The sequence below is a fragment of the Amycolatopsis sp. lyj-23 genome, from assembly GCF_046549135.1.
Lineage (GTDB): Bacteria > Actinomycetota > Actinomycetes > Mycobacteriales > Pseudonocardiaceae > Amycolatopsis.
The window spans coordinates 298,557-324,250 of record NZ_JAJPWN010000002.1 but is presented as its reverse complement, the minus strand read 5'-3'; the positions used below and the strand labels follow the sequence as shown (position 1 = coordinate 324,250).

Annotated in this window: 15 protein-coding genes; 13 read left to right on the top strand and 2 right to left on the bottom strand. The window is 73.2% G+C overall.

The features are described 5' to 3' along the window. The first annotated feature begins 118 nt into the window (after positions 1 to 118). From ACLJPY_RS04335 to ACLJPY_RS04275, 13 genes are all read left to right on the top strand, one after another. On the top strand, positions 119 to 4,681 hold the full coding sequence (locus ACLJPY_RS04335) for an amino acid adenylation domain-containing protein (RefSeq protein WP_410586695.1): 4,563 nt from the start codon (positions 119 to 121) through the stop codon (positions 4,679 to 4,681). Then, positions 4,678 to 10,953 carry an amino acid adenylation domain-containing protein gene (locus tag ACLJPY_RS04330; RefSeq protein WP_410586694.1) on the top strand — a complete coding sequence of 2,092 codons (6,276 nt, stop codon included), beginning with the start codon at positions 4,678 to 4,680 and terminating at the stop codon, positions 10,951 to 10,953. Before ACLJPY_RS04335 ends, ACLJPY_RS04330 begins: the two co-directional genes overlap by 4 nt. Before the next feature lie 30 nt (positions 10,954 to 10,983). Further along, the gene (locus ACLJPY_RS04325; protein WP_410586693.1) at positions 10,984 to 11,211 is read left to right on the top strand and encodes an MbtH family protein; all 228 of its coding nucleotides are present in this window, start codon (positions 10,984 to 10,986) and stop codon (positions 11,209 to 11,211) included. Positions 11,212 to 11,226: 15 nt separating this feature from the next. Further along, positions 11,227 to 12,216: a TauD/TfdA family dioxygenase gene (locus ACLJPY_RS04320; RefSeq protein WP_410586692.1), complete on the top strand. Its 990-nt coding sequence runs from the start codon at positions 11,227 to 11,229 to the stop codon at positions 12,214 to 12,216. Next, positions 12,213 to 13,211 (top strand): class I SAM-dependent methyltransferase, encoded by a 999-nt coding sequence (locus tag ACLJPY_RS04315; protein ID WP_410586691.1) that lies wholly within the window; start codon positions 12,213 to 12,215, stop codon positions 13,209 to 13,211. The genes ACLJPY_RS04320 and ACLJPY_RS04315 overlap by 4 nt, the downstream gene beginning before the upstream one ends. Beyond that, positions 13,208 to 14,491 carry an MFS transporter gene (locus ACLJPY_RS04310; protein ID WP_410586690.1) on the top strand — a complete coding sequence of 428 codons (1,284 nt, stop codon included), beginning with the start codon at positions 13,208 to 13,210 and terminating at the stop codon, positions 14,489 to 14,491. The genes ACLJPY_RS04315 and ACLJPY_RS04310 overlap by 4 nt, the downstream gene beginning before the upstream one ends. Then, the gene (locus tag ACLJPY_RS04305) at positions 14,484 to 16,274 is read left to right on the top strand and encodes a non-ribosomal peptide synthetase (protein ID WP_410586689.1); all 1,791 of its coding nucleotides are present in this window, start codon (positions 14,484 to 14,486) and stop codon (positions 16,272 to 16,274) included. Before ACLJPY_RS04310 ends, ACLJPY_RS04305 begins: the two co-directional genes overlap by 8 nt. Further along, positions 16,271 to 18,184, top strand: a complete 1,914-nt coding sequence (locus tag ACLJPY_RS04300; protein ID WP_410586688.1) for a B12-binding domain-containing radical SAM protein — start codon at positions 16,271 to 16,273, stop codon at positions 18,182 to 18,184. Before ACLJPY_RS04305 ends, ACLJPY_RS04300 begins: the two co-directional genes overlap by 4 nt. After that, positions 18,174 to 19,307 carry an acyl-CoA dehydrogenase family protein gene (locus ACLJPY_RS04295; RefSeq protein ID WP_410586687.1) on the top strand — a complete coding sequence of 378 codons (1,134 nt, stop codon included), beginning with the start codon at positions 18,174 to 18,176 and terminating at the stop codon, positions 19,305 to 19,307. Before ACLJPY_RS04300 ends, ACLJPY_RS04295 begins: the two co-directional genes overlap by 11 nt. A 31-nt stretch (positions 19,308 to 19,338) precedes the next feature. After that, positions 19,339 to 20,124 (top strand): thioesterase II family protein, encoded by a 786-nt coding sequence (locus ACLJPY_RS04290; protein WP_410586686.1) that lies wholly within the window; start codon positions 19,339 to 19,341, stop codon positions 20,122 to 20,124. After that, entirely contained in the window at positions 20,121 to 21,113 is a 993-nt protein-coding gene (locus tag ACLJPY_RS04285) for an ornithine cyclodeaminase family protein (RefSeq protein ID WP_410586685.1), read from the top strand. The genes ACLJPY_RS04290 and ACLJPY_RS04285 overlap by 4 nt, the downstream gene beginning before the upstream one ends. After that, the gene (locus ACLJPY_RS04280; RefSeq protein WP_410586684.1) at positions 21,110 to 23,467 is read left to right on the top strand and encodes a condensation domain-containing protein; all 2,358 of its coding nucleotides are present in this window, start codon (positions 21,110 to 21,112) and stop codon (positions 23,465 to 23,467) included. The genes ACLJPY_RS04285 and ACLJPY_RS04280 overlap by 4 nt, the downstream gene beginning before the upstream one ends. Positions 23,468 to 23,871: 404 nt before the next feature. Further along, positions 23,872 to 24,171 carry a hypothetical protein gene (locus tag ACLJPY_RS04275; protein WP_410586683.1) on the top strand — a complete coding sequence of 100 codons (300 nt, stop codon included), beginning with the start codon at positions 23,872 to 23,874 and terminating at the stop codon, positions 24,169 to 24,171. Between the two features lie 384 nt (positions 24,172 to 24,555). On the opposite strand, the gene ACLJPY_RS04270 is transcribed toward ACLJPY_RS04275, so the two are convergent. Both ACLJPY_RS04270 and ACLJPY_RS04265 read right to left on the bottom strand, forming a co-directional pair. Continuing rightward, positions 24,556 to 25,251 (bottom strand): hypothetical protein, encoded by a 696-nt coding sequence (locus ACLJPY_RS04270; protein ID WP_410586682.1) that lies wholly within the window; start codon positions 25,249 to 25,251, stop codon positions 24,556 to 24,558. After that, a complete protein-coding gene (locus tag ACLJPY_RS04265) occupies positions 25,248 to 25,400 on the bottom strand; it encodes a hypothetical protein (protein ID WP_410586681.1) in 153 nt (50 codons plus the stop codon). Before ACLJPY_RS04265 ends, ACLJPY_RS04270 begins: the two co-directional genes overlap by 4 nt. Positions 25,401 to 25,694: the final 294 nt, after the last annotated feature.

The following is a 25,694-nucleotide window of genomic DNA, read 5'->3' as shown; positions in this document are numbered from 1 at the left end:
CGATTTTGCGGTCGTACTGCGCGTCGGCACCCGGGTCTCCGTCTTCTCCGGCGGACCGGGTTCAGGGGAGTTCCGCGAACAAAGCGACGCACAGAACCGCTTGGGGGGTTTTCGAGCAATGCGCACGCGCGGGCCGGACCACACCGAAGCCATGCCGTTGCTGGCCGGCCAGATCGGCGTGTTCCGCGCGCAGCAGCTGGAGCCCGGTGACCCGTTCTACAACTGCGCCGAGTACGCCGACATCCGCGGCGAACTCGACCACGCCGCGTTCGTCCGGGCGCTGCGCACCATGGTCGGCGAAGCCGAGTGCCTGCGCCTGGCGTTCACGCCGGACAGCACCCGCCAGATCGTCACCGAACTGGCGGACTGGGCGCCGGAGACGGCCGACCTGTCCGGCGCCCCCGACCCGGAAGCCTCCGCGCACGAGTGGATGCGGCGCGACCTGCACCGCCCGGTCGACTGGGCACCGGGGCGCCTCTTCACCGAGGCCCTGCTCAAGCTGGGGCCACGCCGGCACTTCTGGTACCAGCGCATCAACCACGCGCTGGCCGACGGCCTGAGCTTCGCGCTGCTCGCGCAGCGCACCGCCCGGATCTACCGCGGCCTGCGCGCGGGTGCGGACACCGGGACCCCTTTGCCACCCCTCGGAGGCCTCCTCGCGGCCCAGCAGGCTTACGACGGTTCGCCCGCCGCCGAACGGGATCGCCGCTACTGGCTCGACCGCTACGCCGACCTGCCGGCCCCGGTCGACCTCGGGCGGCGGCCGTCGGCGGTGCGGGCGGACTTCCACCGCGCCGAACGCACCGTGCCCGCAGCCGGCTTCGCCGAGCTACGGGAGTTCGCCGCCGAGCACGGCTCCCGCTGGCCGGTCGTGCTCACCGCGGCCGTGGCCACGTGGTTCGCCACGCTGGGCGGGACCGGGGAGGCCGTGCTCGGGCTTCCCGTCTCCGGGCGCCCGGCCAAGGCGCTGCGCGAAACCCCCGGGATGATGTCGAACATCCTGCCGTTGCGGGTGGCCGTCGACCCGCGGCAGCCCGCCGCCGCGGTGCTGGCGAGCACCTCGGCCGAACTGAACGGCGTCCTGCGCCACCAGCGTTTCCGCGGCGAGAACCTCTACGCGGAGCTCGGCTGGCCCGCCGACCGCCGCCGGTTCTTCGGCCCGCTGCTCAACATCATCCCGTTCCCGTGGAACGTCGACTTCGGCCATGGGCCCGTCCAGATGCGGAACCTGGCCACCGGCGCCGTGGACGACCTGTCGATCACGGTGTTCCACCGCGGCGACGACGCCGGGCTGGAGCTCTACTTCGACGCCCACCCCGAGGTGCTCGACCCCGCCGCACTGGACGAGCACGCCGACCGCATCGTCCGCTTCCTCGGCGAGTTCGCCCGCCCGGGCGCCGGGCGGCCGGTCGCCCGCCTGCCGGTGACCGGCGAGGCGGAAGCACGCACGCTGCTCGAGCTGGGGGCCGGACCGCGGCGCCCGGCGGGCCGCACGCTTCTGCCCGCCATGGTGGCGGCGGCCGCCGCGCGTCACCCGGAAGCTGCGGCGGTGCGCTGCGCCGGCCGGGTCCTCTCCCACGCCCGGCTCGATCAGGAGGCGAACCGGCTCGCGCGGCTCCTGGCCGCCCACGGTGCCGGACCGGAGTCCTTCGTGGGCATCCGCCTCGACCGCGACGAGTCCCTGGTGACCGCGGCACTGGCCGCGCTGAAGTGCGGCGCGGCCTACCTGTCGCTCGATCCCGCCTACCCCGCGGCCCGGACCGCGTTCATCATCGAGGACGCCCGGCCGGCGATCGTGGTCACGACCACCGGGCTGGCCACGACGGTCCCGGCCGGGACACCCGTTCTGGCGCTGGACGACCCCGCCACGAGGGCCCGGCTGGCGGACGTGGCCGGCACCGGCCTGACCGACGCCGACCGGGTCACCGCGCTGCGGCCCGGCCACCCCGCCTACGTCATCTACACCTCGGGCTCGACCGGCCGCCCGAAGTGCGTCGTGGTCCCGCACGGGGCGGCCGCCGATCTCGTGGAGTCCGCGATCGAGGAGTTCGGGACCGCCGCGTGGCAGCGGTCCTTGGCGGCCACGTCGCTCAACTTCGACCTGTCGGTCTTCGAGGTGTTCCCGGCGCTGGCCGCCGGCGGTTCGGTCGAGGTCGTCCCGAACATGCTCGCGATGACCGAGCGCGAGCACGCCGGCTGGGCCGGTTCGATCCTGGCCGGGGTGCCCTCTTCGCTGGCGGGCGTGCTCGCCGACCCGTCCGGGCCCCGGCCGGGCACGATCGTGTTCGGCGGCGAGGCCCTGCCGGCGCGGGCGGTGGCGGAAGTCCGCGAACGCACCCCGGGCGTGCGGATCGGGAACATCTACGGCCCGACCGAGGTGACCGTCTACTCTACGCGCTGGCGGGACGACGGCGCGGAAGGCGACCCGCCGATCGGCAGGCCGATCGCCAACCGCCGTGGCTACGTGCTCGACTCCTGCCTGCGGCTCGCGCCGCGCGGCGCGGCCGGCGAGCTGTACCTGGGCGGCGGCGGGCTCGCCCGCGGCTACCTCGCGCGGCCGGGGCTCACCGCGAGCCGGTTCGTGGCGGACCCGTTCGGGCCGCCGGGCGCGCGGATGTACCGCACCGGCGATCTGGTCCGGTGGGACTCCGCGGGACGGCTGGTCTTCCTCGGCCGCGGCGACGACCAGGTCAAGATCCGCGGTTTCCGCGTCGAGCTCGGCGAGATCGAGGCGGTCCTCGCGGCCTGCCCCGGCGTGGCCAGGGCCGCGGTCGCGGCCCGGCAGGACGGCGGAGCGGAACCCCGGTTGGTCGCGTACGTCGTGTTCGAAGACGGCGCGGACCGCACGGCCGACCAGCTGCGCGCCCACCTCGCCGCGCAGCTCCCCGACTACCTGGTGCCCGCGGTGTACGTGCCGCTCGACGCGATGCCGCTCAACCGCAACGGCAAGCTCGATCGCGGTGCCCTGCCCGCGCCCGACGCGGCCGGTACCGGCGGTGCGAGTCCCCGTACCCCGCGCGAGAAGATCCTGGCCGAGATCGCCGCCGACGTGCTCGGTGTCCCGGAGATCGGCGTGGACGAGGACTTCTTCCGCGCCGGCGGGGACAGCGTCCTCGCCATCCAGGTCAGCTCACGGGCCCGGGCGGCGGGCATCGCCTGCACTCCCACCGACCTGTTCCGGCACCGCACGGTCGCCGCGCTCGCCGACGCCCTCCCGGCGGTCACCGATCCCGGGGCGGCCCCGTCGGGCGGCGTCGGCCCGGTCGCGCCGTGGCCCATCCTGTGCTGGCTCCGCGAACGCGGCGACCGGATCGACGGGTTCGCGCAGTCCGCCGTGCTGCGGGCACCGGCCGGGCTGACCACCCGGCGGCTCACCGCGGTACTCGACGCCCTCGTGCGCCACCACGACGCGCTGCGCCTGCGCCTGGACGGCCAGGACGTGGTCGTCACCGCGCCCGGGGAGCTCCCGGCGGACACGGTCCGCCGGGTCGTCGTGCCGGACGGCTCCGACGCGCGGGCATTCGCGTCGCTCGTCGACGAGGCGACCGCGGCCGCCCGCGCGGAGCTTTCCCCGGCCAAGGGGGTGCTGCTCCGGGCCGTGTGGTTCGACACCGGTTCCGGTCGTGACGCGGTGCTCCTGGTGGTGCACCACCTCGCCGTCGACGGCGTGTCGTGGCGGATCCTGCGGGACGACCTCGAGTCGGCGTGGGCAGCGGCCGGCACGGACCGCGAGCCGGTCCTCGCCCCGGTCGGGACGTCGTTGCGGGAGTGGACGAACCGGGTGGCGGCCGATGCCACTTCGGCCGCGCGGGCACGCGAACTGCCGCGGTGGCGGGAAATGCTGGGCACCGCGGGCCCACCACTCGACCCCCGCCGCGACACCACCGCCACCGCCGGGCGGCTGACCCGGCTCCTGCCCCGGGAGCGCACCGTTCCGCTCCTCACCACCGTCCCGGCCCGGCTGGCCGCGGACGTCACCGACGTCCTCGTGGCCGCGTTCGCGCTCGCCGTCCTCCACACCTCCGACGACGACACCGTGACCCTCGACCTGGAACACCACGGGAGGGACGGGGACGGCGCCGACCTGAGCCGCACCCTGGGGTGGTTCACCACGCTCCACCCCGTCCGGCTGGCGCTGCCCGGTGCCGATCCCGGCGGCGCGCTCGCCGGCGGCCCGGCCGCCCTCGACGTCGTGCGCCGGGTCAAGCGGCAGCTGCGGGAGATCCCTGGCCACGGCGAAGGTTTCGGCAGGCTGAAGTACCTCGGCGGCCCGGCCGCGGCGGACCTGACCGGGCGCCCGGCGCCCCGGTTCGCGGTCAATTACCTCGGCCGGTTCCCGGTCCGCGACGGGACTTGGCAGCCGCTGCCGGAGTTCGGCGCGCTGCGCGCCCACGCCGACGCGGACCTGCCGCTGGCCCACGCCATCGAGCTCGACTGCTACGTCACCGACGGGCCAGGAGGCAGCGAACTGCACGCGCACTGGCAGTGGGCGGCCCAAGCGGTGCCCGAGGAGACGGTCGGCGAGCTGGCCACCCGGTGGTTCGACGCCCTCGGCGGCCTGTGCGCCGCCGCCGAAGCCGGCGACGGCGCCGACGCCCGCACTCCCGCGGACTTCACGCACGGCGCGCTCACCCAGAACGAACTCGACCGCGTCCGCGAGCTGTGGGGGGCCACCGAATGACGACGGCACGGGTCGCCGACATCCTGCCGCTCACCCCGACGCAGCAGGGCATGCTGTTCCACAGCCTGTACGACACGTCCGGACCGGACCTGTACGCGTTCCAGATCGTCCTCCGTCTCGACGGGCCGCTGGACGCGAACCAGCTGCGCGCGGCGGGCCAGGCCCTGCTCGACCGGCACGACGCGCTGCGCGCGGGTTTCGTGCACGAAGCCGTCCGCGAGCCCGTGCAGGTCATCGCGGCCGGAGTGCCGCTGCCGTGGGCGGAACACGACCTGCGCGAGCTGGACGCGGACACCCGGGAGGCCGCGATCCGGCGGGTGCTCGCCGAGGACCGCGCGCGGCGCTTCGACCTCGCCCGGCCACCGCTGTTGCGGCTGACCCTCGTCCGGTGCTCCGGCGGCCACCACGTGGTCGTGCTGACCAACCACCACCTGCTCTACGACGGCTGGTCTCTCGCGATCCTGCTGCGGGAGCTGTTCCGGCTGTACGCCGGCGAGCAGGCCGCGCAACTGCCGCGGCTCGCTCCCTACCGCGAGTACTTCGCGTGGCTCGGGCGGCAGGACGCCGCCGCCGCCCGGGACGCCTGGAGCGAGGTCGTCAGCGATCTCGAGCCGACCTTGCTGGCGCCCGCGGCCCGTCCGGGTGCCGTGCCCGAAGTCCGCGAACACGAGCTCACCCTCGACGAGCCGGCCACCGAGGCGCTGACGCGGCTGGCCCGGTCGGCCGGGGTCACGCTGGGCACCGTGTGCCGGGGCTCGTGGGGCATCCTGCTGGCCCGGCTGACCGGCCGCACCGACGTCGTGTTCGGCACGACGTCGGCGGACCGCCCGGCCGACCTCACCGGATCGGCGGACATGGTGGGGCTGTTCATCACCACGCTGCCGACCCGGATCCGCGCCGCACCGGCGGCGACCGCGCCGGAGCTGTTCGCCGACCTCCAGCGCGCCCAGGCCGAACTGCTGCCCCACCAGCACCTCGGCCTCCCCGAGATCCACCGCCTGGCCGGTCACCGCGACCTGTTCGACACGCTGGTGGTCTTCCAGAACTACCCGCTCGACGAGGCCGGCCTGACCGCCGGGTCCGGGTTGCGCCTCCGCTCGCTGGCCGGCCAGACGAGCACGCACTACCCGATGAGCCTGACCGTGTTCCCCGGACGGCGCCTGCGCCTGCAGGCCAAGTACCGCACCGACCACTTCACCGGAACCGAGGCCGAGACCCTGCTCGCGCGCTGGGCCCGGCTCCTCGGGTCGCTCGGCGCCGACCCGGACGTCCCGCTGGCGCGCCACGACCTCCTGCTGCCCGGCGAGCGGGAGCAGGCACTGGAAAAGGTCAACGACACCGGTGAACCGCGGCCGCGGCCCAGCGTCCCGGAGCTGTTCGCCCGGGCCGCGCGCGAACGCCCGGAGCACGCCGCGCTCGTCACCGGTGGCCGCACCACCACCTACGGCGAACTGGCGTCCGAGGTCGACGCGCTGGCCGCGCAGCTGATCCGCGACCACGGGGCCGGGCCGGAGACGGTCGTGGCGGTGCTGATGCCGCGCTCACCGGAGTTCGTCACCGCGGTGCTGGCGGTGCTGCGCGCCGGGGCCGCGTACCTCCCCCTCGACCCCGCCTACCCGCGACGTCGGCTCGCGCACATGCTCGGCGACGCCGGAGCGCGGGTGCTGCTCACCACCGGGGAAGCCGAGGTGCCGGAGACCGGTGTCCCGGTCGTCGTTCCCGGGCGACCGGCGCCCGCGGCCGCTCCCGGAGGCGGTTTCCGGCCACCGCACCCGGACCACGCCGCGTTGCTGATCTACACCAGCGGGACGACCGGGGTGCCGAAGGCGGCCGTGCTCACCCACGGCGCGCTGGCCAACCGCTTGCGGGGCATGCAGGAGGAGGACCCGCTCACACCCGCGGACCGCGTGCTGCACAAGGCCGCGCTCGGGTTCGACGCCGCGGCGTGGGAGATCCTCTGGCCGCTGACCCACGGCGCGACGGTGGTGCCGGCCGAACCGGGCGACGAGCGCGACCCGGTGCGGCTGGCCGAAACCATCGAGCGCGAATCGGTGACGGTGAGCCACTTCGTCCCTTCGATGCTCCGGGAGTTCCTCGACTCCGTCGGGGGCGGCCGGTGCCCGTCACTGCGCAGGGTGCTCTGCGGCGGCGAAGTGCTGTCGGCGACGCTGCGCGACCAGCTGTTCGAGAAGTTAGACGTCGCGCTGCACAACCGGTACGGGCCGACCGAAACCACCATCCACGCGACGCACCACGCAGTGGACCGGACCGAGCGGGCGGTCCCGATCGGCACGCCGGTGCGGGCCATGCGGGCCTTCGTGCTGGACGAGTACCTGCAGCCGGTCCCGCCCGGAACCACCGGAGAACTCCACCTCGCCGGCCCCCAACTCGCCCGCGGCTACCACAACCACCCCACCCTCACCGCCACCCACTTCACCGCCAACCCCTACGGCCCACCCGGCACCCGCATGTACCGCACCGGCGACCTCGTCCACCAAGACCACCACGGCCACCTCCACTTCCACAGCCGCACCGACACCCAAACCAAACTCCGCGGCCACCGCATCGACCCCACCGAAATCGACACCACCCTCACCACCCACCCCCACATCACCACCACCCACACCACCCTCCGCACCGACAACCCCCACAACCCCCAACTCACCACCTACCTCACCACCACCCAGCCGGTCGACACCCGCGAACTCCGCCGCTACGCCGCCGACCGGCTCCCCGCCCACCTGGTGCCGTCGGCGTTCGTGGTCCTGGACTCGGTTCCGCTGAGCCCCAACGGCAAGCTCGACGTCGCCGCGCTGCCCGCGCCCACTCCGGCGGAGCCGGGCCGTCCGGCGCGAACGTTCCAGGAGGACATCCTCACCGGCCTGTTCGCCGAGGTGCTCGGCCTGCCGCGGGTCGGCGTCGACGACGACTTCTTCGAACTGGGCGGGCATTCCCTGCTCGCTACCCGGCTCGTCAGCCGGGTGCGCAGCGTCTTCGGCGCCGAGGTCCCGGTTCGCGCCCTCTTCGAGGCGCCGACAGTGGCCGCGTTCGGCCGGGTGCTGACCGGCGCGGGCCCGAGCCGCGCACGGCTCACCCCCCGCCCGCGTCCGGAAGTGCTTCCGCTGTCGTTCGCGCAGCAGCGGCTGTGGTTCCTCAACCGGATGGACAACGCGACGCCGGCCTACAACGTGTCGTTCTCCTTGCGGCTGCTGGGCCCCCTCGAAGCCGGGACGATCGAGGCCGCCCTGAACGACCTGGTCGCGCGGCACGAGAGTCTCCGCACCGTCTTTCCGGAAGTGGACGGCGAACCGCGGCAACGGGTCCTGTCCGCGTCCGAGGTCCGTTCGGTGCTCACCCTGGACGCGGTGGCCGGGAGCGAGCTCGCGGCCTACACCGCCGAACGCAGCCAGTACTCCTTCGACCTCACCGGCGAAGTCCCGTTCCGGGCCCACCTCGCCGCCCTCGGGCCCGAGGAGCACGTGCTGCTGCTCGTGTTCCACCACATCGCCAGCGACGGCTGGTCGATGACCCCGCTGCTGCGCGACCTGGCGACCGCGTACCGCGCCCGCCGCGACGGCTCGGCCCCCGGCTGGGCCCCGCTGCCGGTCCAGTACGCCGACTACACGCTGTGGCACCGCGAACTGCTGGGCGACCCGGCGGTGCCGGGCACGCTCGGCGCGGCCCAGCTGGACTTCTGGCGCGAAACGCTCGCCGGCCTGCCCGCCACCCTGCGGCTCCCGTTCGACCGGCCGCGGCCCGCGGTCACCAGTGGCCGCGGCGGAGTCGCCGGATTCCGGTTCGACGCCGCCCTGCACGCCGGGATGGTCGACCTGGCCCGCACCAGCGGGGCCAGCCTCTTCATGGTCGTCCAGGCCTCCCTCGCCGCCTTGCTCACCAAGCTCGGGGCGGGTACCGACATCCCCATCGGCGCGCCGGTGGCCGGGCGTACCGACGACGCGCTGGACGACCTCGTCGGCTTCTTCGTCAACACCCTCGTGCTGCGCACCGACACGAGCGGAGACCCGTCACCGCGCCGCCTGCTGGCCCGCGTGCGCACCACCGACCTCGCCGCGTTCAGCCACCAGGACTTGCCGTTCGAGCAGCTGGTCGCCGCGCTGAACCCGGAACGGTCGCTGGCGTGGCACCCCTTGTTCCAGGTCATCCTCACCCTCGACAACACCCCCGACGCCGAACTGGACCTCGACGGCCTGCGCACGACGATGGCCCCGGCGCTGGCGGACGTCGCGAAGTTCGACCTTTCGGTGCACCTGGTGGAAGAACACGACAGCGCCGTGCCCGCCGGCATCGCCGGGATGATGGAGTTCAACGCGGACGTCTTCGACCGCGCCACGGCGGAGACGATCGTGACGCGGTGGCAACGGCTGCTCACCTCGATGCTGGCCGATCCCGACCGCCCGCTCAGCCGGCACGACGTGCTCTCTCCCGGCGAGCGACGTCAACTGCTGGTCGAAGCCAACGACAACGCCACCGAGGTGCCGGCCGTCACGGTCGTCGACCTGTTCGAACGTCAGGCCGCCGCGACACCCGACCGGCCCGCGATCGTCACGGCGGCCGGGGAAACCGTCGCCTACCGGACTTTGGCGGCGCGGGCGAACCGGCTGGCCCGCCACCTCACCGGCGCGTACGGCGCCGGACCGGGCACCGTCGTCGCGCTCGCCCTGCGGCACAGCGCGGAGGTGCTGGTCGCGGTCTTCGCCGTGCTGAAGACCGGCGCGGCCTACCTGCCGCTCGACCCGGAGTCGCCGGCCGCCCGGGTTCGGCACATGATCGAGGATGCCCGGCCGCATCTCGTCGTCAGTGCGGGAGACGTCCGCCTGCCGGATACCGGCGTCGCAGTCCTCCGGCTCGACGACGCGGCGGCGGCCGCGGAAGTGGCGGCGCGAAGCGACGCGCCGCTTGCCGTGCCGATTCACCGGGAAAGCCTCGCTTACCTCATCTTCACCAGCGGAACCACCGGCCGGCCGAAGGCCGCCGCCATCACCCACCGCGGGCTGACGACCTACCTGCACTGGTGCGGACGGCGGTATCCGTCGCTGGCGGTCGCGGCGCCGCTGTACTCCTCACTGGCGTTCGACCTCACCGTCACCAGCCTGTTCGGGCCGCTGGTGGCCGGCGGCAGCGTGTACGTCGCCGACGTGCTGCACGGCGAGGCCGTCTCCGCTGCCGGACCCCGGTTCCTCAAGGCGACGCCGAGCCACCTGCCGCTGCTGATCGAGCACGGCGACGCGTGGCCGGTGACCGGTGAGCTCGTGCTCGGTGGAGAGCCGTTGCGCGGCGCCGAGCTGGACCGCTGGCGGGCGGGCAACCCCGGCGCCACCGTGGTCAACGAGTACGGGCCCACCGAAACCACGGTCGGGTGCATGGAGTACCGGATCCCGCCGGGCGCGCCGGTCGACCGCGGGGTGCTGACCCTCGGCAGGCTCGCCGACAACGTCCAGGGCTACGTGCTGGACCAGTACCTGCAGCCGGTCCCGCCCGGAACCACCGGAGAACTCCACCTCGCCGGCCCCCAACTCGCCCGCGGCTACCACAACCACCCCACCCTCACCGCCACCCACTTCACCGCCAACCCCTACGGCCCACCCGGCACCCGCATGTACCGCACCGGCGACCTCGTCCACCAAGACCACCACGGCCACCTCCACTTCCACAGCCGCACCGACACCCAAACCAAACTCCGCGGCCACCGCATCGACCCCACCGAAATCGACACCACCCTCACCACCCACCCCCACATCACCACCACCCACACCACCCTCCGCACCGACAACCCCCACAACCCCCAACTCACCACCTACCTCACCACCACCCAGCCGGTCGACACCCGCGAACTCCGCGCGCTGCTGGCGGAATCGCTGCCGGACTACCTGGTGCCCACCCACCTCGTCGTCCTCCCCCGGATGCCGCTCACGCCCACCGGCAAGATCGACGTCGCGGCCCTGCCCGCCCCGGCCGCCGTGCGGGGTACCGGATCGGGACCGGCGGGTGACGAGCGGGAGCGGGTTCTGTGCCGGCTGGTCGGCGAAGTCCTCGGGGTGGCTCACGTGGGCACGGAGGACAGCTTCTTCGACCTGGGCGGGCACTCCCTGCTCGCCACCCGGCTGATCGGCCGGATCCGCGCCGAGCTCGGGGCCGAGCTGAAGCTGCGCACGCTGTTCGAACACCCCACGGTCGCCGGTTTCGCCGGACGGCTCACCGCCGCCCGGGCCCGGCCGCGGCTGCGCCGCGAGAACGAACCGGAAAACCGCTGACGCACGGCGAAATCGGAGAAAGGACCGCAGATGGCCGACTCGACCAACCCGTTCGACGACCCGGACGGCACCTTCCTGGTGCTGATCAACGACGAAGAGCAGTACTCGCTGTGGCCGCAGTTCGCGACCGTGCCCGACGGCTGGCGGACCGTGCACGGTCCCGGCCCGCGGCAGGACTGCCTCGACTACATCGAAACCCACTGGACCGACATGCGCCCGGCCAGCCTCGTCCGCGCGATGGCCGAGCAAGAGAGCTGAACGACGGGGGGCCCTATGGAGCTGGAGCGCACGACCATGCTCGTCGACGGCCGGGTGGTGGACCTGGCCGCGGAGGAAGCCGAGGCGGTGGCCGGCCTGGCCGGCGAGCTCGCCGACGGCACCGAGCTGGCGAGTCCACTGTGGATGAACCGCGCGCGGACCGCCTCGTGCGCCCTGCCTCCCCGGGTCGGCGGGGCCCTGCGCCGGTTCCGGCACGACGCCGGCGAGGACGGGGTGCTGCTGCTCAAGGGGCTCCCCCTCGGTCCCCTTCCCCCCACCCCCGGCAGCTACGACAGCCTGCAGCTGTACGCGACGCGGCCCGCGGCGCTCCTGGTGTCGCTCGCGCTCTGCATCGGCGAGCCGGTCGGCTTCGCGGACGAAAAGCAGGGCAGCCTGGTCCACGACGTCGTGCCGGTTCCCGGCATGGCCGACTTCCCGGGCAACGCCGGCTCCGCGCCGCTGACCATGCACGTGGAGAACGCGTTCCACCCGCACCGGCCGGACGTCATCGGCCTGCTGTGCCTGCGCAACGACCACGACGACGCGGCCGCGCTGCGGATCGCCTCGATCCGGCGGGCGGTCCGGCTGCTCAGTGGCACCGCGGTCGAGGTGCTGCGGGAACCGCGGTTCGTCACCGAGGCGCCGGCGTCGTTCGGGCCCGGCGGAACGGCCGCGGAGCCGCACGCCGTGCTGTACGGCAGTGTCGAAGACCCCAGCATCCGCGTCGACTTCACCAGTACCCACGCGATCGGCGACGCGGCGGCCGGCGCACTCGCCGAGCTGTCCGGCGCGTTGGCGGAGGTCCGCACCGACGTGGTGCTCGCCCCCGGCGATCTCGCCGTGGTGGACAACCGGGTCGCGCTCCACGGCCGGTCGCGGTTCACCCCGCGCCACGACGGGACCGACCGGTGGCTGCACCGGATCTTCGTCCACGTCGACTTCCGCGCCTCGCGCGCCTGGCGGCCGCGGGGCGGCCACGTGGTCTCCAGGCAGGCGGTTTCGTGACCGCGCAGGCGATGATCGTCGACGGCACCGACCTGGACGCCCAGGCCTCGGCGCTGCGGACCGTCTCCCCGCGGCTGCACCGCTGCCTGGACCCGGTCCGGCTCACCACCACCGCGTCCGCGGCCCTGGACCGCAGCGTGCGCGACTTCGGGCCGGAAACCACCGGTGGCCGCGGTGGCGCCTACGTCCGGGCCCAGACGACCCAGCTCGCCGCCCGCGCGGACGGCATCCGGGCGCTGCTCGGGCTCTTCGGACCCGCCGTGCGCCACCCGGACGCGGTGGTGCTGGACCTCCTGGGCGGCAACGGCCTGGTCCGGCAGGTCAACGACCTGTTCGGCCTGATCGACGCCGAGATCCTCACCTGCGACGGCGCACCCCACATGGTGTCGGCGGCGTGGGCGCAGGGCAGCCCCGCCGTCCTGCAGCAGGCCCAGCACCTCGTCGTGCGGGACTGTTCGGTCGACGGCGTCCTGCTCGCGTACGGCACCCACCACATCCCCGCGGCCGAGCGGGCCGGAGTCGCGCGCGAAGCGCGGCGCGTGCTCCGGGCCGGCGGCGTCTTCGTCCTGCACGACTTCGACGTCGGCTCACCGATGGACACCTGGTTCGCCGAGGTCGTCGACCCGTATTCGGCGACCGGCCACCGCTACCCGCACCTGACCCGGACGGTGATCGGGGACCACCTGGCCGCGGCCGGGTTCCGCGGGTACCGCGTCACGGAGATCGTCGACCCCTACGTGACCACCGCGCCGACCCGCGAGGAAGCCCGGCTCCGGCTCGGCCGCTACCTCACCGACATGTACGGCCTCGTCAGGGCCGAGGCGGAACTGGGCCCGGACGGCGCGTCGGCCTGGGCCGCCCGGCGGGCCGAGGAGATCTTCCGCTTCACCACGCAGGACGGCGTCCCGGCCCGGCCGCGGTTCGAGCGCACCTCCGACGGGCAGTGGGCCTACCTGGTCCCCCGGCCCGCGCTGGTCGGAACGGCGGTCAAGTGAACGCCCCCAGGCCCGCCGTGGCCGCCGCGGACCGCCGCGGCTCACTGCGCGCGCTGTTCCGCCGGCGGAACTACCGGCTGTTCGCCTTCGGCCAGGTCGTCTCGATCACCGGTACCTGGATCCAGCGCATCGCGCAGGACTGGCTCGTCCTGCACCTGTCCGGTGGCAACGCGGTCGCCCTCGGCGCGGCCGCGGCGATGCAGTGGGGCCCGACGCTGGTGCTCTCGCTCTGGGCCGGGGACATCGCCGACCGCGTCACCCGGCGGCGCTTCCTGGTGTGGTCGGGGTCGGTCCTGGGCGGGCTGAGCCTCCTGTGCGGCGTGCTGGTGCTGACCGGAGTCGTCCAGCTGTGGCACGTGCTCGTGCTGTGCCTGCTGGCCGGTGCCGTGTCGGCAGTGGAAACGCCGGTGCGGGCGGCTTTCACGTCGGAGATGGTCGAGCCGGGGCAGATCGCGACGGCGGTGGCGGTGAACTCGGTGGTGTTCAACGTGGCGCGCGTGACCGGGCCTGCCGTGGCCGGCGCGCTGATCAGCGTGGCCGGCACCGGGCCCCTGTTCGTCGCGGACGCCGTCAGCTTCGGTGCGGTCGTCCTGGCGCTGCTGCGGATGAACCCCGGCGAGCTGCACCTCTCGGCGGTCCCCTCCCGGCGGACCAGGTCGCTGCGGGACAGCTACCGGGAAGTGCTGCGGCACCCGGGCCTCGGCGCTTTGATCACGCTGGTGTTCTGCCTGTCGGCGCTGGGCACGAGCTTCGTGACGATCCTCGCGGTGGTCGCGACGCAGGTGTTCCAGCGCGGCGCGGGCGGGTTCGGCCTGCTGTCGTCGGTCCTCGCGGCGGGCGCGCTCGGCGGGGCCGTGGCCGCCACCCGCTACACCCTGCGGCACCGGCCGGGCACGCGCCTGCTCGCCGTGATCGCCTGCCTGCTCGGGCTCGGGGAAGTGGTGCTGGGCCGGCTGCCGACCTTCTGGACGTTCACCGCGATGCTGCTGTGCTGCGGTTTCGTCGCGCAGATGTTCCTGCCGCTGGCCAACAGCACCGTGCAGCTGTCCGTACCGGCCGGTCAGCGAGGGCGCGTGATGGCCCTGTACGGGATCGCCGTGGTGGGTGCCTACCCGGTCGGCGGCCTCGCCATGGGCTGGCTGGCCGAAGCCGCGGGCCCGCGGCTCGCGATCGTCGCGGGCGGCGCGGCGCTGGCCGTGGCTGCCGCGGTGTACGGCCTGGTGACGAGGGGCGCGGAGATACCGCGAGGGAACGAAGGGCTGGAGGAGACCGATGGGTGACAACCGGAACATCGACGCGCCGGCGTCCCGCGCGGCCCCGCCGCCGGTGCCGAGGGCCGTCCTGCGCCAGGCCGGACGGCGTCCGGACCGGGCCGCCGTCGAGTACGGAGGTGGCAGCTGGACCTACGCCGAGCTGGTGCGCCAGGCCGACGCAGTCCGGACGCGGCTCGTCGCGAGCGGGCTTCGGCCGGGTGAGCGCGTCGCGCTGATGCTGGACCGGTCGCCGGACCTCGTCGCCGCGGCGCTCGGCGTGCTGCTGGCCGGCGGCACCTACGTCGGCCTCGACGTGCGCGAACCGCCCGCGCGGCTGGCCACGATGCTGGCCGACGCCGACGCGCGGGCCGTCCTCACCGACGAAGCGGGCGCGGCACGGTTGCCGCCCGGCCGGCCGGTGTTCCTGGTCGCGGCGGAGCCGGGGAATGGCGCCACGACGGCCGTAGCGCCGGACGAGCCGTCGCCCGCGCAACCCTGTTACGTCACTTACACGTCCGGCTCGACCGGTACCCCGAAGGGCGTCGAAGTGACCCACGGCGGGGCGGCGAACCTCGTTCGCTGGTACGGCGAACGGTTCGCCGTCGGCGAGGGCGACCGGATGCCCCAGCTCGCGAGGCCGTCGTTCGACGGCTGGTCGCTCGAGGTCTGGCCGTGCCTGGCGCACGGCGCCACGCTCTGCATCCCCCCGGACGGCGTCTTGCGCTCGGCCGAGGGACTGACCCGGTGGCTGACCGACGAGCGCATCACCGTCTGCTTCCTGACCACCGCGCTCGGCACCGAGGTCCTCGCCCAGCCGTGGGACGCCTCGCGTTCCCGGCTGCGGGCCTTCCTCGTCGGCGGCGAGCAGCTGCGCGCCGATCCCCCGGCGCACCTGCCGTTCGCCGTGTACAACGTCTACGGTCCCACTGAAACCGCGATGCTGGCCACCTGCCACGACTTCGCGACCGCCGGGGCCTCCACCGGGCCGCCGCCGATCGGTGTCCCGCTCACCGGCGTCACGGCGCACGTCCTCGACGAACGGCTGCGGCCGGTCGCCGCCGGCGGAACCGGCGAGCTCTACCTCGGCGGCAGCGGGGTCGCCCAGGGCTACCTGAGCCGGCCGGGACTGACCGCGGCCCGCTTCGTCGCCGACCCGTTCGCCGGCGGGCCGGCCCGGCTCTACCGCACCGGGGACGTGGTCCGGCCGTTGCCCGGTGGCGCGCTGGAATTCGTCGGCCGCGCCGACAGCCAGGTCAAGCTGCGCGGGTTCCGGATCGAACCCGGCGAGGTGGAGTCGGCGGCCCGTGCCCTGCCTTCGGTGGGTGACGCCGTAGCCGTCGTGCACGAACCCGCTTCCGGCAGCGCGCTGCTCGTGCTGCACGTCATTCCGGCCGACTCGGCCGCGCCTCCAGAGCCCAACGCGCTTCGCAAGGAGCTCGCCGCGGTCCTGCCCGACTACCTGACCCCGGCCGGCGTGCGCGTGCTGGCCGCCTTCCCGACGAACGGGCACGGCAAGATCGACCGCGCCGCCCTGGCCGCGCTCCGCCCGCACGACGAGTCGCCGTCCGATGCCGGGCCGCTCACCGGCCTCGAAGGCCTGCTGGCCGAACTGTGGTGCGAAGTGCTGCCCATCACCGCCGCCGGCCGCGACGACAGCTTCTTCGACCTCGGCGGCGACTCGCTGACGGCGATGCGGGTGGCGGCGAAAGCCCGCCGGCGCGGACTTCGCCTGGGGGCCGAGGACCTGTTCGAGCACGAGGTGCTGAGCGAGCTCGCCGCCGCTCTCGAAGAAGCGGGAGCGCAGGCATGAACACCGGCACCACGCGGGTCACCTTCGTCGAGCTCCCGTTGTACCCCAACACCCTTCCACTGGCTTCCGGCTACCTGCAGGCCTACGCGCAGCAGGACCCGGCCGTGGCGGCCGCGTACCGCTTCACCATCGTCTCGCAGCCGGCCCGCACCCCGGTGGAGGACGTCCTGGCGGCACTGCTCGCCGAAGACTCCGCCGTCTACGCGCTCAGCTGCTACCTGTGGAACATGCGCGCGATGAAGCGCCTGCTGGACGGGCTGCTCGAACGCCGTCCGGACGCCTACGTCGTCCTCGGCGGACCCCAGGTGATGAACCACGCCGCCACGTACGTGCCGTCCGGCCGCGAACGGGTCGTGGTGTGCAACGGGGAAGGCGAGCAGACGTTCTCGGCGTTCCTCGCCGCACTGCTCGCCGAAAAGCCGGACTTCACGGCCGTGCCCGGAATCAGCTTCTACGACGGAGACACCCTCCGGACCACCGAAGCACCCGCCCGGCTCCGCGACCTCGACGAAATCCCGTCGCCGTTCGCCGCGGGCGTCTTCGACGGCGGCGACTACACGTTCGCGGTGGTCGAGACCAACCGCGGCTGCCCCTTCAAGTGCTCGTACTGCTACTGGGGTGCGGCGACCAACGACAAGGTGTACCGCTGGGACCAGGACCGGGTGCTCGACGATCTCACGTGGATCAGCGAGCACGGCGTGGAGAGCGTGTTCCTCGCCGACGCGAACTGGGGCGCGCTGCCGCGGGACGTCGAGCTGACCCGGCACCTCGTCGCGTGCAAGCAGCGCAACGGCTACCCGATGATGATCTCCATGCAGGCGGCCAAGAACCGGCCGGACCGGGTCACCGAAATCACCGAGATCCTGGTCGATGGCGGGCTCCTGGCCAGCCAGCCGGTGTCGCTGCAGACCATGAGCGGCGAGACGCTCGAGATCGTCCAGCGGGCCAACATCAGGGAGAGCACCTACGTCACCCTGCAGGCGAAGCTCAAGGAAAAGCGGATCAGCTCCTACACCGAGCTGATCTGGCCCCTGCCGGGCGAGACACTCGGGTCGTTCCGCGACGGCGTCGACCGGCTCTGCCGCTCCGGCGCCGACGCCATCGTCACCTACCCCCAGCTCCTGCTGCACAACACCCCCATGCACGCCCAGCAGGAAGTGCTCGGTATCCGGACCGTCCGGGTCGACGACGCGGTGGCCGAAGCCGACGTCGTGGTGGGCACCCGGTGGGTCGACCGGGCCGACTACGACTCGGGGGTCTGGTTCACCTACGCGGTGATCAGCCTCTACAACGCCCGTGCGGCGCAGTTCACCGCGCGGGAGCTCGATCGCGACGGCACCTGCTCCTACGGGGAGTTCCTCACCGCCGCCGCCGAGTTCTTCCGCGGCCGCGGCGACGACCCGGTCTGCGCGTTCTTCGCCGACTCGGTGTCCGGGCTGCGCAACTACGACATCAACAACACCGGCAAGGTCCTGCACTACGTGCTGCACTCCCACCGCGCCGAGCTCGACCGGTTGCTGCGGGACTTCCTGCGCGAGCACGGCTGGCTGGACACCGCGCGCCGCCAGGCGGCCTTCGAGCTGGACCTGCTCGCCCGGCCCTACGTCTACCGCGAGCCCTTCGTCCCGCCGTCCCTTCCCCTGCGGCACCTCGAAATCACGTCCGCGTCGCGCTACGCCGTCGAACTGGAAGCGTCGGCGGAGGCACTCGACCTGCTGGGGGCGCCTGCGGGTGCCGGCCGCGTCCGGGCCGACCACACCGGCCGCCGCAAGATGCCCTACCCGCGCCACCGCAGCCTGGACCACAACGCGGCCTACTGCCAGGCGATGATGAACCGGCTCCGCGACATCATGCCGTCCTGGTCCGTGCTGGCGCCCGACGGCCGGGTGGAGGTGTTCGATGCGGCGTGAGCTGTTCACCGTGGCGCACGAGGACTTCCGCGCTGTGGTGCGGACGTTCCTCGAGCGGGAGGTGCTGCCCCGCTACCCGGACTGGGAACGCGCCGGGACGGTCGGCCGGGACGTCTGGCGGGCGGCGGGCGAGCAGGGCCTGCTCGGCATGGACATGCCCGCCGAGCACGGCGGTGGCGGCGCCGACGACTACCGGTACCACGTCGTGCTGGCCGAAGAGTTCGCCGCGGCCGGGGTGCATGCGCCCGCCCTGTCGCTGCACAACGAAGTCGTCGGCGCCTACCTGAAGGAACTGGCGACGCCCGGACAGCGAGCGCGGTGGCTGCCCGGGTTCTGCTCGGGCGAGCTGATCACCGCGATCGCCATCACCGAACCCGACGCGGGCAGCGACCTCACGCGGCTGCGCACCGCGGCCCGGCCCGACGGGGAAGGATTCCGGCTCACCGGCCGCAAGACGTTCATCTCGCACGGCGAGCTGGCCGACCTCGTCCTGGTGCTGGCCCGCACCGGCGAGCGCGGCACGGACCTCGGGCTGCTCGCCGTCGAGCGCACCGCCACCGGCTTCGCCACCGGAAGGCGGATCGACAAGCTGGGGATGCGCGCGCTCGACACCGTGGAACTGGTCTTCGACGACGTCGCCGTGCCGGCCGCGAACGTCGTCGGCCGTCCGGGCCGCGCGATGGGTTACCTGCTGCGGCACCTCAAGCAGGAACGGCTGTGGATCGCGGTGTCCGCGCTCGCCGGTGCGGAACGCGTGTTCGCCGACACCGTGGCCTACTGCCGGGTCCGTGAAGTCTCCGGCGGCCCGCTGACCGCGTTCCAGAACACCCGTTTCGTGCTCGCCGAACTCGCCACGGAACTCGCGGTGGCCCGGACGTTCACCGACCGCTGTGTCGCTGCGCACGCCGACGGCGCGCTCGCGGCCGACGAAGCCGCGATGGTGAAGTGGTGGAACACCGAGCTGGCCCAGCGCACCACCGACCGCTGCCTGCAGCTGCACGGCGGTTACGGCTACACGCACGAGCTCGCGGTGGGCCGGGCCTTCGTCGACAGCCGGGTCCGGACGATCTACGGCGGCACGACCGAAGTGATGAAAGAGACCATCGCGCAGTCGCTGATCTGACGAGCGGACGCGCCCGCGGAAGGGGCCATGGATGAGCACCAACCCGTTGTGGTACCAGGTATTCGAGCCGCGCCCCGCGGCGCGGGTCCGGCTGTACGGCCTGCCCTGCGCCGGCGGCGGCGCGTCGTCGTACCGGCCGTGGACGCCGTTCGTCCCCGAGTGGGCCGAGCTGCGCGCGATCCGCCTGCCGGGACGGCAGGCCCGCCACCGCGAGCCCTCGTTCGACGACTGCGACACCGCGGCCCGCGCCATCGCCGGCTGGCTGTCCGAAGAGGACACTCCCTATGCGCTCTTCGGGCACAGCATGGGCGCCATGCTCGCCTACCGCGCCACCAGGTTCCTGCTGGCGGACGGTGCCCGGCCGCCGGTGTTCGTCGCGTCCGCGTGCTGGCCGGTCCAGGGCGTCCCGCCGGCGACGATGCCCGCCACGACCGACGACGACGAGACGTTCTGCGCGAAGGTCGCCGGAATGGGCGGGTCGGCCTCCGAGCTGCTGGCCGACCCGGACGTCCGCGAGCTGGTGCTCCCGGTGCTGCGCGCCGACTTCGCGCTGTGCCACAGCTACCGGCTCCGAGACGAGCCGCCGCTACCCGTGCCGGTCTCCGTGTACGGCGGCGTGGACGACCCGGTCACCGTGGCCGAAAGCCTCGGGACCTGGCAGGCCTACGCCGACCGGCTGACCGGTCCCCGGCTGTTCCCGGGCGGCCACTTCTTCCTGCAGGAGCGTCCCGCCGAGCTGGCCGAGGTCGTCTTCGACGACCTCGCGGCCGCACTGCGCACCGTTCCCGTTCCCGCCGACCGAGGAGACCACCCGTGATCGTGCTCGACCCCGCCCAGGTCCGTGCACTGCTTCCCATGGCGGACGCGGTGGACCTGATCCGGACCGCCTTCCGCGCGTTCAGCGGCGGTGCCGTCGAACAACCGGTCCGGCACATGGTGCGCTCCCCGTCGGGCGACGTCCTCGCCGTCATGCCCGCCCATGTCGGCGAAGGCGAGCACGGGTTCGGGCTCAAGGCCGTGTCGATCGTCCCGGCGAACGCCGAGCGAGGGCTTCCGGTGCACGCCGGGCTGGTGCTGGTCTTCGACCCCGCGACCGGCCAGCCGTGCGCGCTGGCGAGCGGGGCCGCGATCACCGCCATCCGAACCGCCGCCGCGTCCGCGGCCGCCACCGACGCGCTCGCCCGCCCGGACGCGAGCACGCTCGCGATCCTCGGATCCGGGGTCCAGGCCCGGTCGCACCTGGAAGCGATGGCGATCGTCCGGCCGCCGAAGGCGGTGTTCGTGTGGAACCACCGCCGCGAGAACGCCGAACGGTTCGCGGAGTGGGCCGCCGAGCGGATCACCTGCCCCGTCGAGGTCTGCGCGACCGCGGCCGAAGCGGCCTCCGGCGCGGACGTCGTGTGCACCGTGACCGCCGGCGCCGAACCCGTGCTGGCCGCCGCCGACGTCGCCGCCGGCGCCCACCTGAACGCGGTCGGCTCCTCCTTCCCCGGCGCGCGGGAGCTGACCGGGGAGCTGGTCGGCCGCTGCCGCGTCTTCGCCGACAGCCGCGAATCCGCGGCACGGGAGGCGGGTGATCTCCTCACCGCCGTCGCCGAGGGCCACTTCGCGATGGACCGCATCCAGGCGGAGATCGGCGAGGTGCTCGCCGGACGGCACCCGGGGCGCGGCTCCGCGGACGAGGTGACGCTGTTCAAGTCCCTTGGGCTGGCGGCCCAGGACGTCTACTCGGGACTGGTGCTGCACCGCCGTGCCGTGGCGACCGGGATCGGCACCCGGCTGGACTTCTCCGACGCTCCGGAATGAGCGGCGCCGAAGCGATCCCGCTGTCCTACGGCCAGGAGGGGCTGTGGTTCCTGCACCGGCTCGGCCGGGCCGGGGCGACCTACCACGTGCCGCTGCAGCTCGCGCTGTCCGGCGTCCCCGCCGAGGAGCCGCTGCGCGCGGCGCTCGGCGACGTCCTCGATCGTCACGAGATCCTCCGCACGGTCTTCCGCGAGCAGGAAGGCACGCCGGTCCAGCACATCCTCGAACCCCGCCCCCCGGACTGGCCGCCGCTGCGCGTCGTCCCCGCCGGTGCCGGGGTGGTCGACAGCGAGGACAGCGTCGACAGCCTGGTCACCGCCGCCGTCCGCGGTGGATTCGACCTCGCGGCCGGGCCGCTGCTGCGGGCCTGGCTGTTCGTGCTCACCGACGGCACCAGCCGGCTGTTGCTGGTGCTGCACCACGCGGTGGCCGACGGCTGGTCCATCGCGCCGCTGCTGGCCGACCTCGCCACGGCCTACCGTGCCCGGTCACGGGGTCATCCTCCGGTCTGGCCCGCCGAACTGCCCGTGCAGTATGCGGACTACACGCTGTGGCAGCGGGAGCTGCTCGGCGATCCCGCCGATCCGGCCGGCCTGGCCGGGCGCCAGCTGGCCTTCTGGCGCCGCCGGCTGAGCGGCGTGCCCGCCGAGGTGCCGCTGCCGATCACCGGACGGCGTCCCGAACGGCCCGTCCCGGACGGGGCGGTGGTGCCGTTCCACGTCGGACCGGCGAGCGCCGTCCGGCTGGCCGACCTGGCCCGCGAGCATCGCACGTCGCTGTTCATGGTGCTCTACGCGGGCCTGGCCGCGGTGTTGCACGTCGCCGGCGGTGGCCGGGACATCGTGATCGGCGCACCGGTGGCCGGCCGGACCGACACCGCGCTGGAGCCGCTGGTCGGCTACTTCGTCAACACGCTCGTCCTGCGCGTCGACGTGACCGGCGAAGACCCGTTCACCGCACTGCTCGACCGAGCCCGCGCGGTCGTCCTCGCCGCGCAGGCGCACCAGGACGTCCCGTTCGAGAAGGTCGTCGAGGCGGTCAACCCGCCTCGCGCGCCCGGCAGGCACCCGCTGTTCCAGATCGCCCTGCTCCTGCGGAACGACACCACCGCCCCGGTGGAGTTCGGGGACTGCGTCGGCAGTCTGCTACCCGCGCGGACCGGAACCGCCAAGTTCGACCTGACCTTCGCGGTCGAGGCCGGCGACCCCGCCGCCGGGTTCGCCGGAACGCTGGAGTACGCCATCCCGCTGGTCGACGCCGACGGCGCGGGGTGGCTGGCGCGCTCGTTCGAGGCCGTTCTCGACCAGGTCGCGGCGGTTCCGGGCCTGCCGCTGGGCACGCTCGTGCTGCCGGATCGCCCGGCCCCCGGCCGGGCTCCCAGCTCGGTCCCCAGTTCGGCTCCGCGCCCGGCTCCGGTGGTCCGCGACGAAACGCTCGAGCGGCGGCTCAGCGCGTTGTTCGGCGAGGTCCTGGGCGTGGACGGCTTCGATCCGGCGAGCAGCTTCTTCGACGCGGGCGGGCACTCGTTGCTCGCCGCGAAACTGGCCCGCCACGTCGAGCGATCGCTGGACCACCGGATCGACCTGTGGACGCTCGTGGCCGCGCCGAGCCCGCGAGAGCTGGCCGCGCGGCTTTCCGCCGGGGAAGCCACCACGGGCGCGCCTGCCGTGACGCCGTTGCGCAGCGGTGGCGACGCGCCGCCGCTGTTCTGCGTGCCCCCGGCCGCCGGCGTCAGCTCGGTCTACCTCGACCTGGCCCGGCACCTGCCTCCGGAGGTCCCGGTCCTCGGGCTGGATTCGCCGCTGCTGACCACCGGGAGGCACGGGCGGTGGACGTTCGGCGACCTGGCGGCCGACCTCGTTTCCCGCATCGGCGAGGTCTCCTCGCCCGGTGGTTACCGGCTGCTCGGCTGGTCGTTCGGGGGCAACCTCGCCCACGCGGCCGCCGCCGGGCTGCGGGAGGCCGGCGAACGGGTCGGCTTGCTCACGCTTCTGGACGCGCACCCGTATCCCCCGAAGGTCGGCGGCGTGCCGGACGAGGCCGTCCTGCGCCGATCGCTCGGTCTGTCCACAACGGACGAACTCCCGGCGGAGCCCGGCACGCTGGTGGCCACCTTCGCGGCCTCCTTGGCCGCGCTGCCGCCACGGCCGTCCGCAGTGTTCGACGGCGACCTGCTGTTCTTCCGCGCCTCCCGGAACCCGGAGCCCGCGGACCCGGCCCGGTGGCAGCCGTACGTCGGCGGCCGCATCACCACCCATGACGTCGACTGCGCCCACGGCGAACTCACCGGGCCGGCGGCTCTGCGCCGCCTCGGCCCGCTGCTGGCCCACGCGCTCAGCACTTCGGGCCGGTGAACCGCTCCCGCGCACCTCGGCGCAGCCGGCTCCGCATGCGGCGCCCTCCCAGCAGGCGTGCGGCCCCCGCGACGACCACGAGACCGGCGACCGTCATCACCGCACCGAGCGATGACGGCGGCTCCGGCGCGGGAGCCCCGGCACTCGGAACGACCGGCGGAGCCGGCACCGCGTCGCCGCCGTCCGGGGGGACGATGAGCTGAACGACCGGTGACCCCGCCGGTGTCGAGCGAAGGCATGCCACGAACCAAAGACTGATCATGAATGACCCGACCGTGAGACGGTCAAGAACGCCCAGGTGGGCGAAGATCGACCTGTCATCGGCGACGAGACCCTACACAGCGGTTCGGTCACTTTGCGTATCGCAGCGCGTCCCGCCTTCGAGTCGCTGTAGTGTCGCTAACGTGACGGCGCTCGTGATGTGCTTTCAGTTGAAGCGTCCGGTCGACGGGAAGCTCAGGGCCGCGTTGGAACGGTGGCTTGAGGTTGCGAGGACTGTGCCGGGATTCATCCGGTTCGCGTTCGACGCTTCGGAGACCGAGGCGATCGCAACGCTGGTCGTCGAGGATCTCACGGTGGTGGACGCCATCAACGACGCGGTTGGTACGGTCACATGGGTTCCCGACAACGTCGGACCGTACTTTGCACGCGAGCCCCACGTCGTCCAGGGTGAAACTATCGTCGACTCGACCGCCGTAGGCTGAACACTCACGACGGCGGAGCGCGCGGGTACCCAAGACGGTGTCAATGAAGGGATCTTGCGAGCCACGACGTCCCGTCAACCCTCGTACCCGGCACTGACCGTCCACCTCACGCGTGAGGCTGCCACGGTCGTCCATCTACCTAGTCGTAGAGAAGGACGGACGATACGGCAATGTGGGACACGCCTACAGCGAGGGAAATGCTGTCTGGTGCTCCCGACAGCACCGGTAGACGACAACCTCGGCCACGCTAAACGACTTGACCAGACACGAAGCAAGAGCGCTTGAACGATGCCGGTCAACCAAATGAAGTGCGCTGGACTGCTCGACGGCTCGCCCGCCGACCGGCGAGGATCGGGCACGACCCCGAAGGCCTTGAGTGCGTTTTCAAGAGCGGATCCATCGATTAGCGCACAGTGAATCTCCGGCAGTATGCGGATGCCGACCAGCGCAGAAGGAGAGAACCGTCCATCTTGCCAACTGGGCGCCTGATAGATTGTGCAACCGTCCGAGCTCGGCCGCTCCTGCGGCGGTCGCGACGAGGAACTGCTCGGCCTTCGGGTAGGGCGCTGTGTCGTGATGAGGCCGCAGCCACACCCGTCCGTCCTCGTCGATCGGGTGGTCGCCGCCTACGGCGGCCAGCCGGGCGCGGGCGGCGTCGCGGTGCAGGTGAACAGCGGTTTCACCCACCGCCACGCCGTGCCCTTGCGGGCGGGGTCCTGTTTGGCCGCGAAGTGCATGCGGCGGACGTCGTAGACGGCCCAGGGCCCGGTTTTTCAGCCGGTGGCGGAACAGTTCGACGGAGCGTGTGTTGCCGTCCTCGATCAGCAGGGCGAGCGCGGCTTCCTCGGGGTGGTCCCGCATTCGCTTCAACGTCGAGGTCAGCGACCGGCCGCCGGAGTAACAGCAGAAGGTGCAGGCCGGCTTCTGCCAGGTGATCCCGAATTCAGCCAGCAGCCGGGCGGAGCACGCGGCACGGGTCCAGCCCCACTCGATCAGCGGGTGCACCGGCGTGCGGGTGTCGGTGGCGTAGACCAGGTCCCGCTTCGCGCGTGTGCACTCCTCGGCCGAGTAGCCGATCACGTGCTCGAACGGGCGACCGTGCCGGTGGTGTGGATCGCGTCCACCGACATGACCTGGACCGCACCGCAGCGCAGGCCCGCGTCGAACCGCCAGGCCGTCCGCAACTGCCCTTCGAGGAAGCTCCGGTTGCCGGGGGCGACGTGGAGCACCTGCTCGCCGCGGCCGGCCCCTCGGCGAGGAACTCCAGCGTCCGGGCCGCGAACTTCGCCGGCCGCCGGTAGCCCCGGCACACGTGGTCGTGTGCCGTCGGGAATGGCGTGCCGGCCCGCTTGGTCGGTGTCCGCATATCCGGATAGCACGTGCCGGCTGTCCGGGCGTTGCGGATCAACCGCGGGAGGACCGTCCCGCTGTTCGGCTTTCCCCCGGCCACCCGGTTCGGCGGGAACTTCTGCGTTCGCTCTCACGCCATCCGGGTATGCACCGGACAACGGTGCCCATCATGG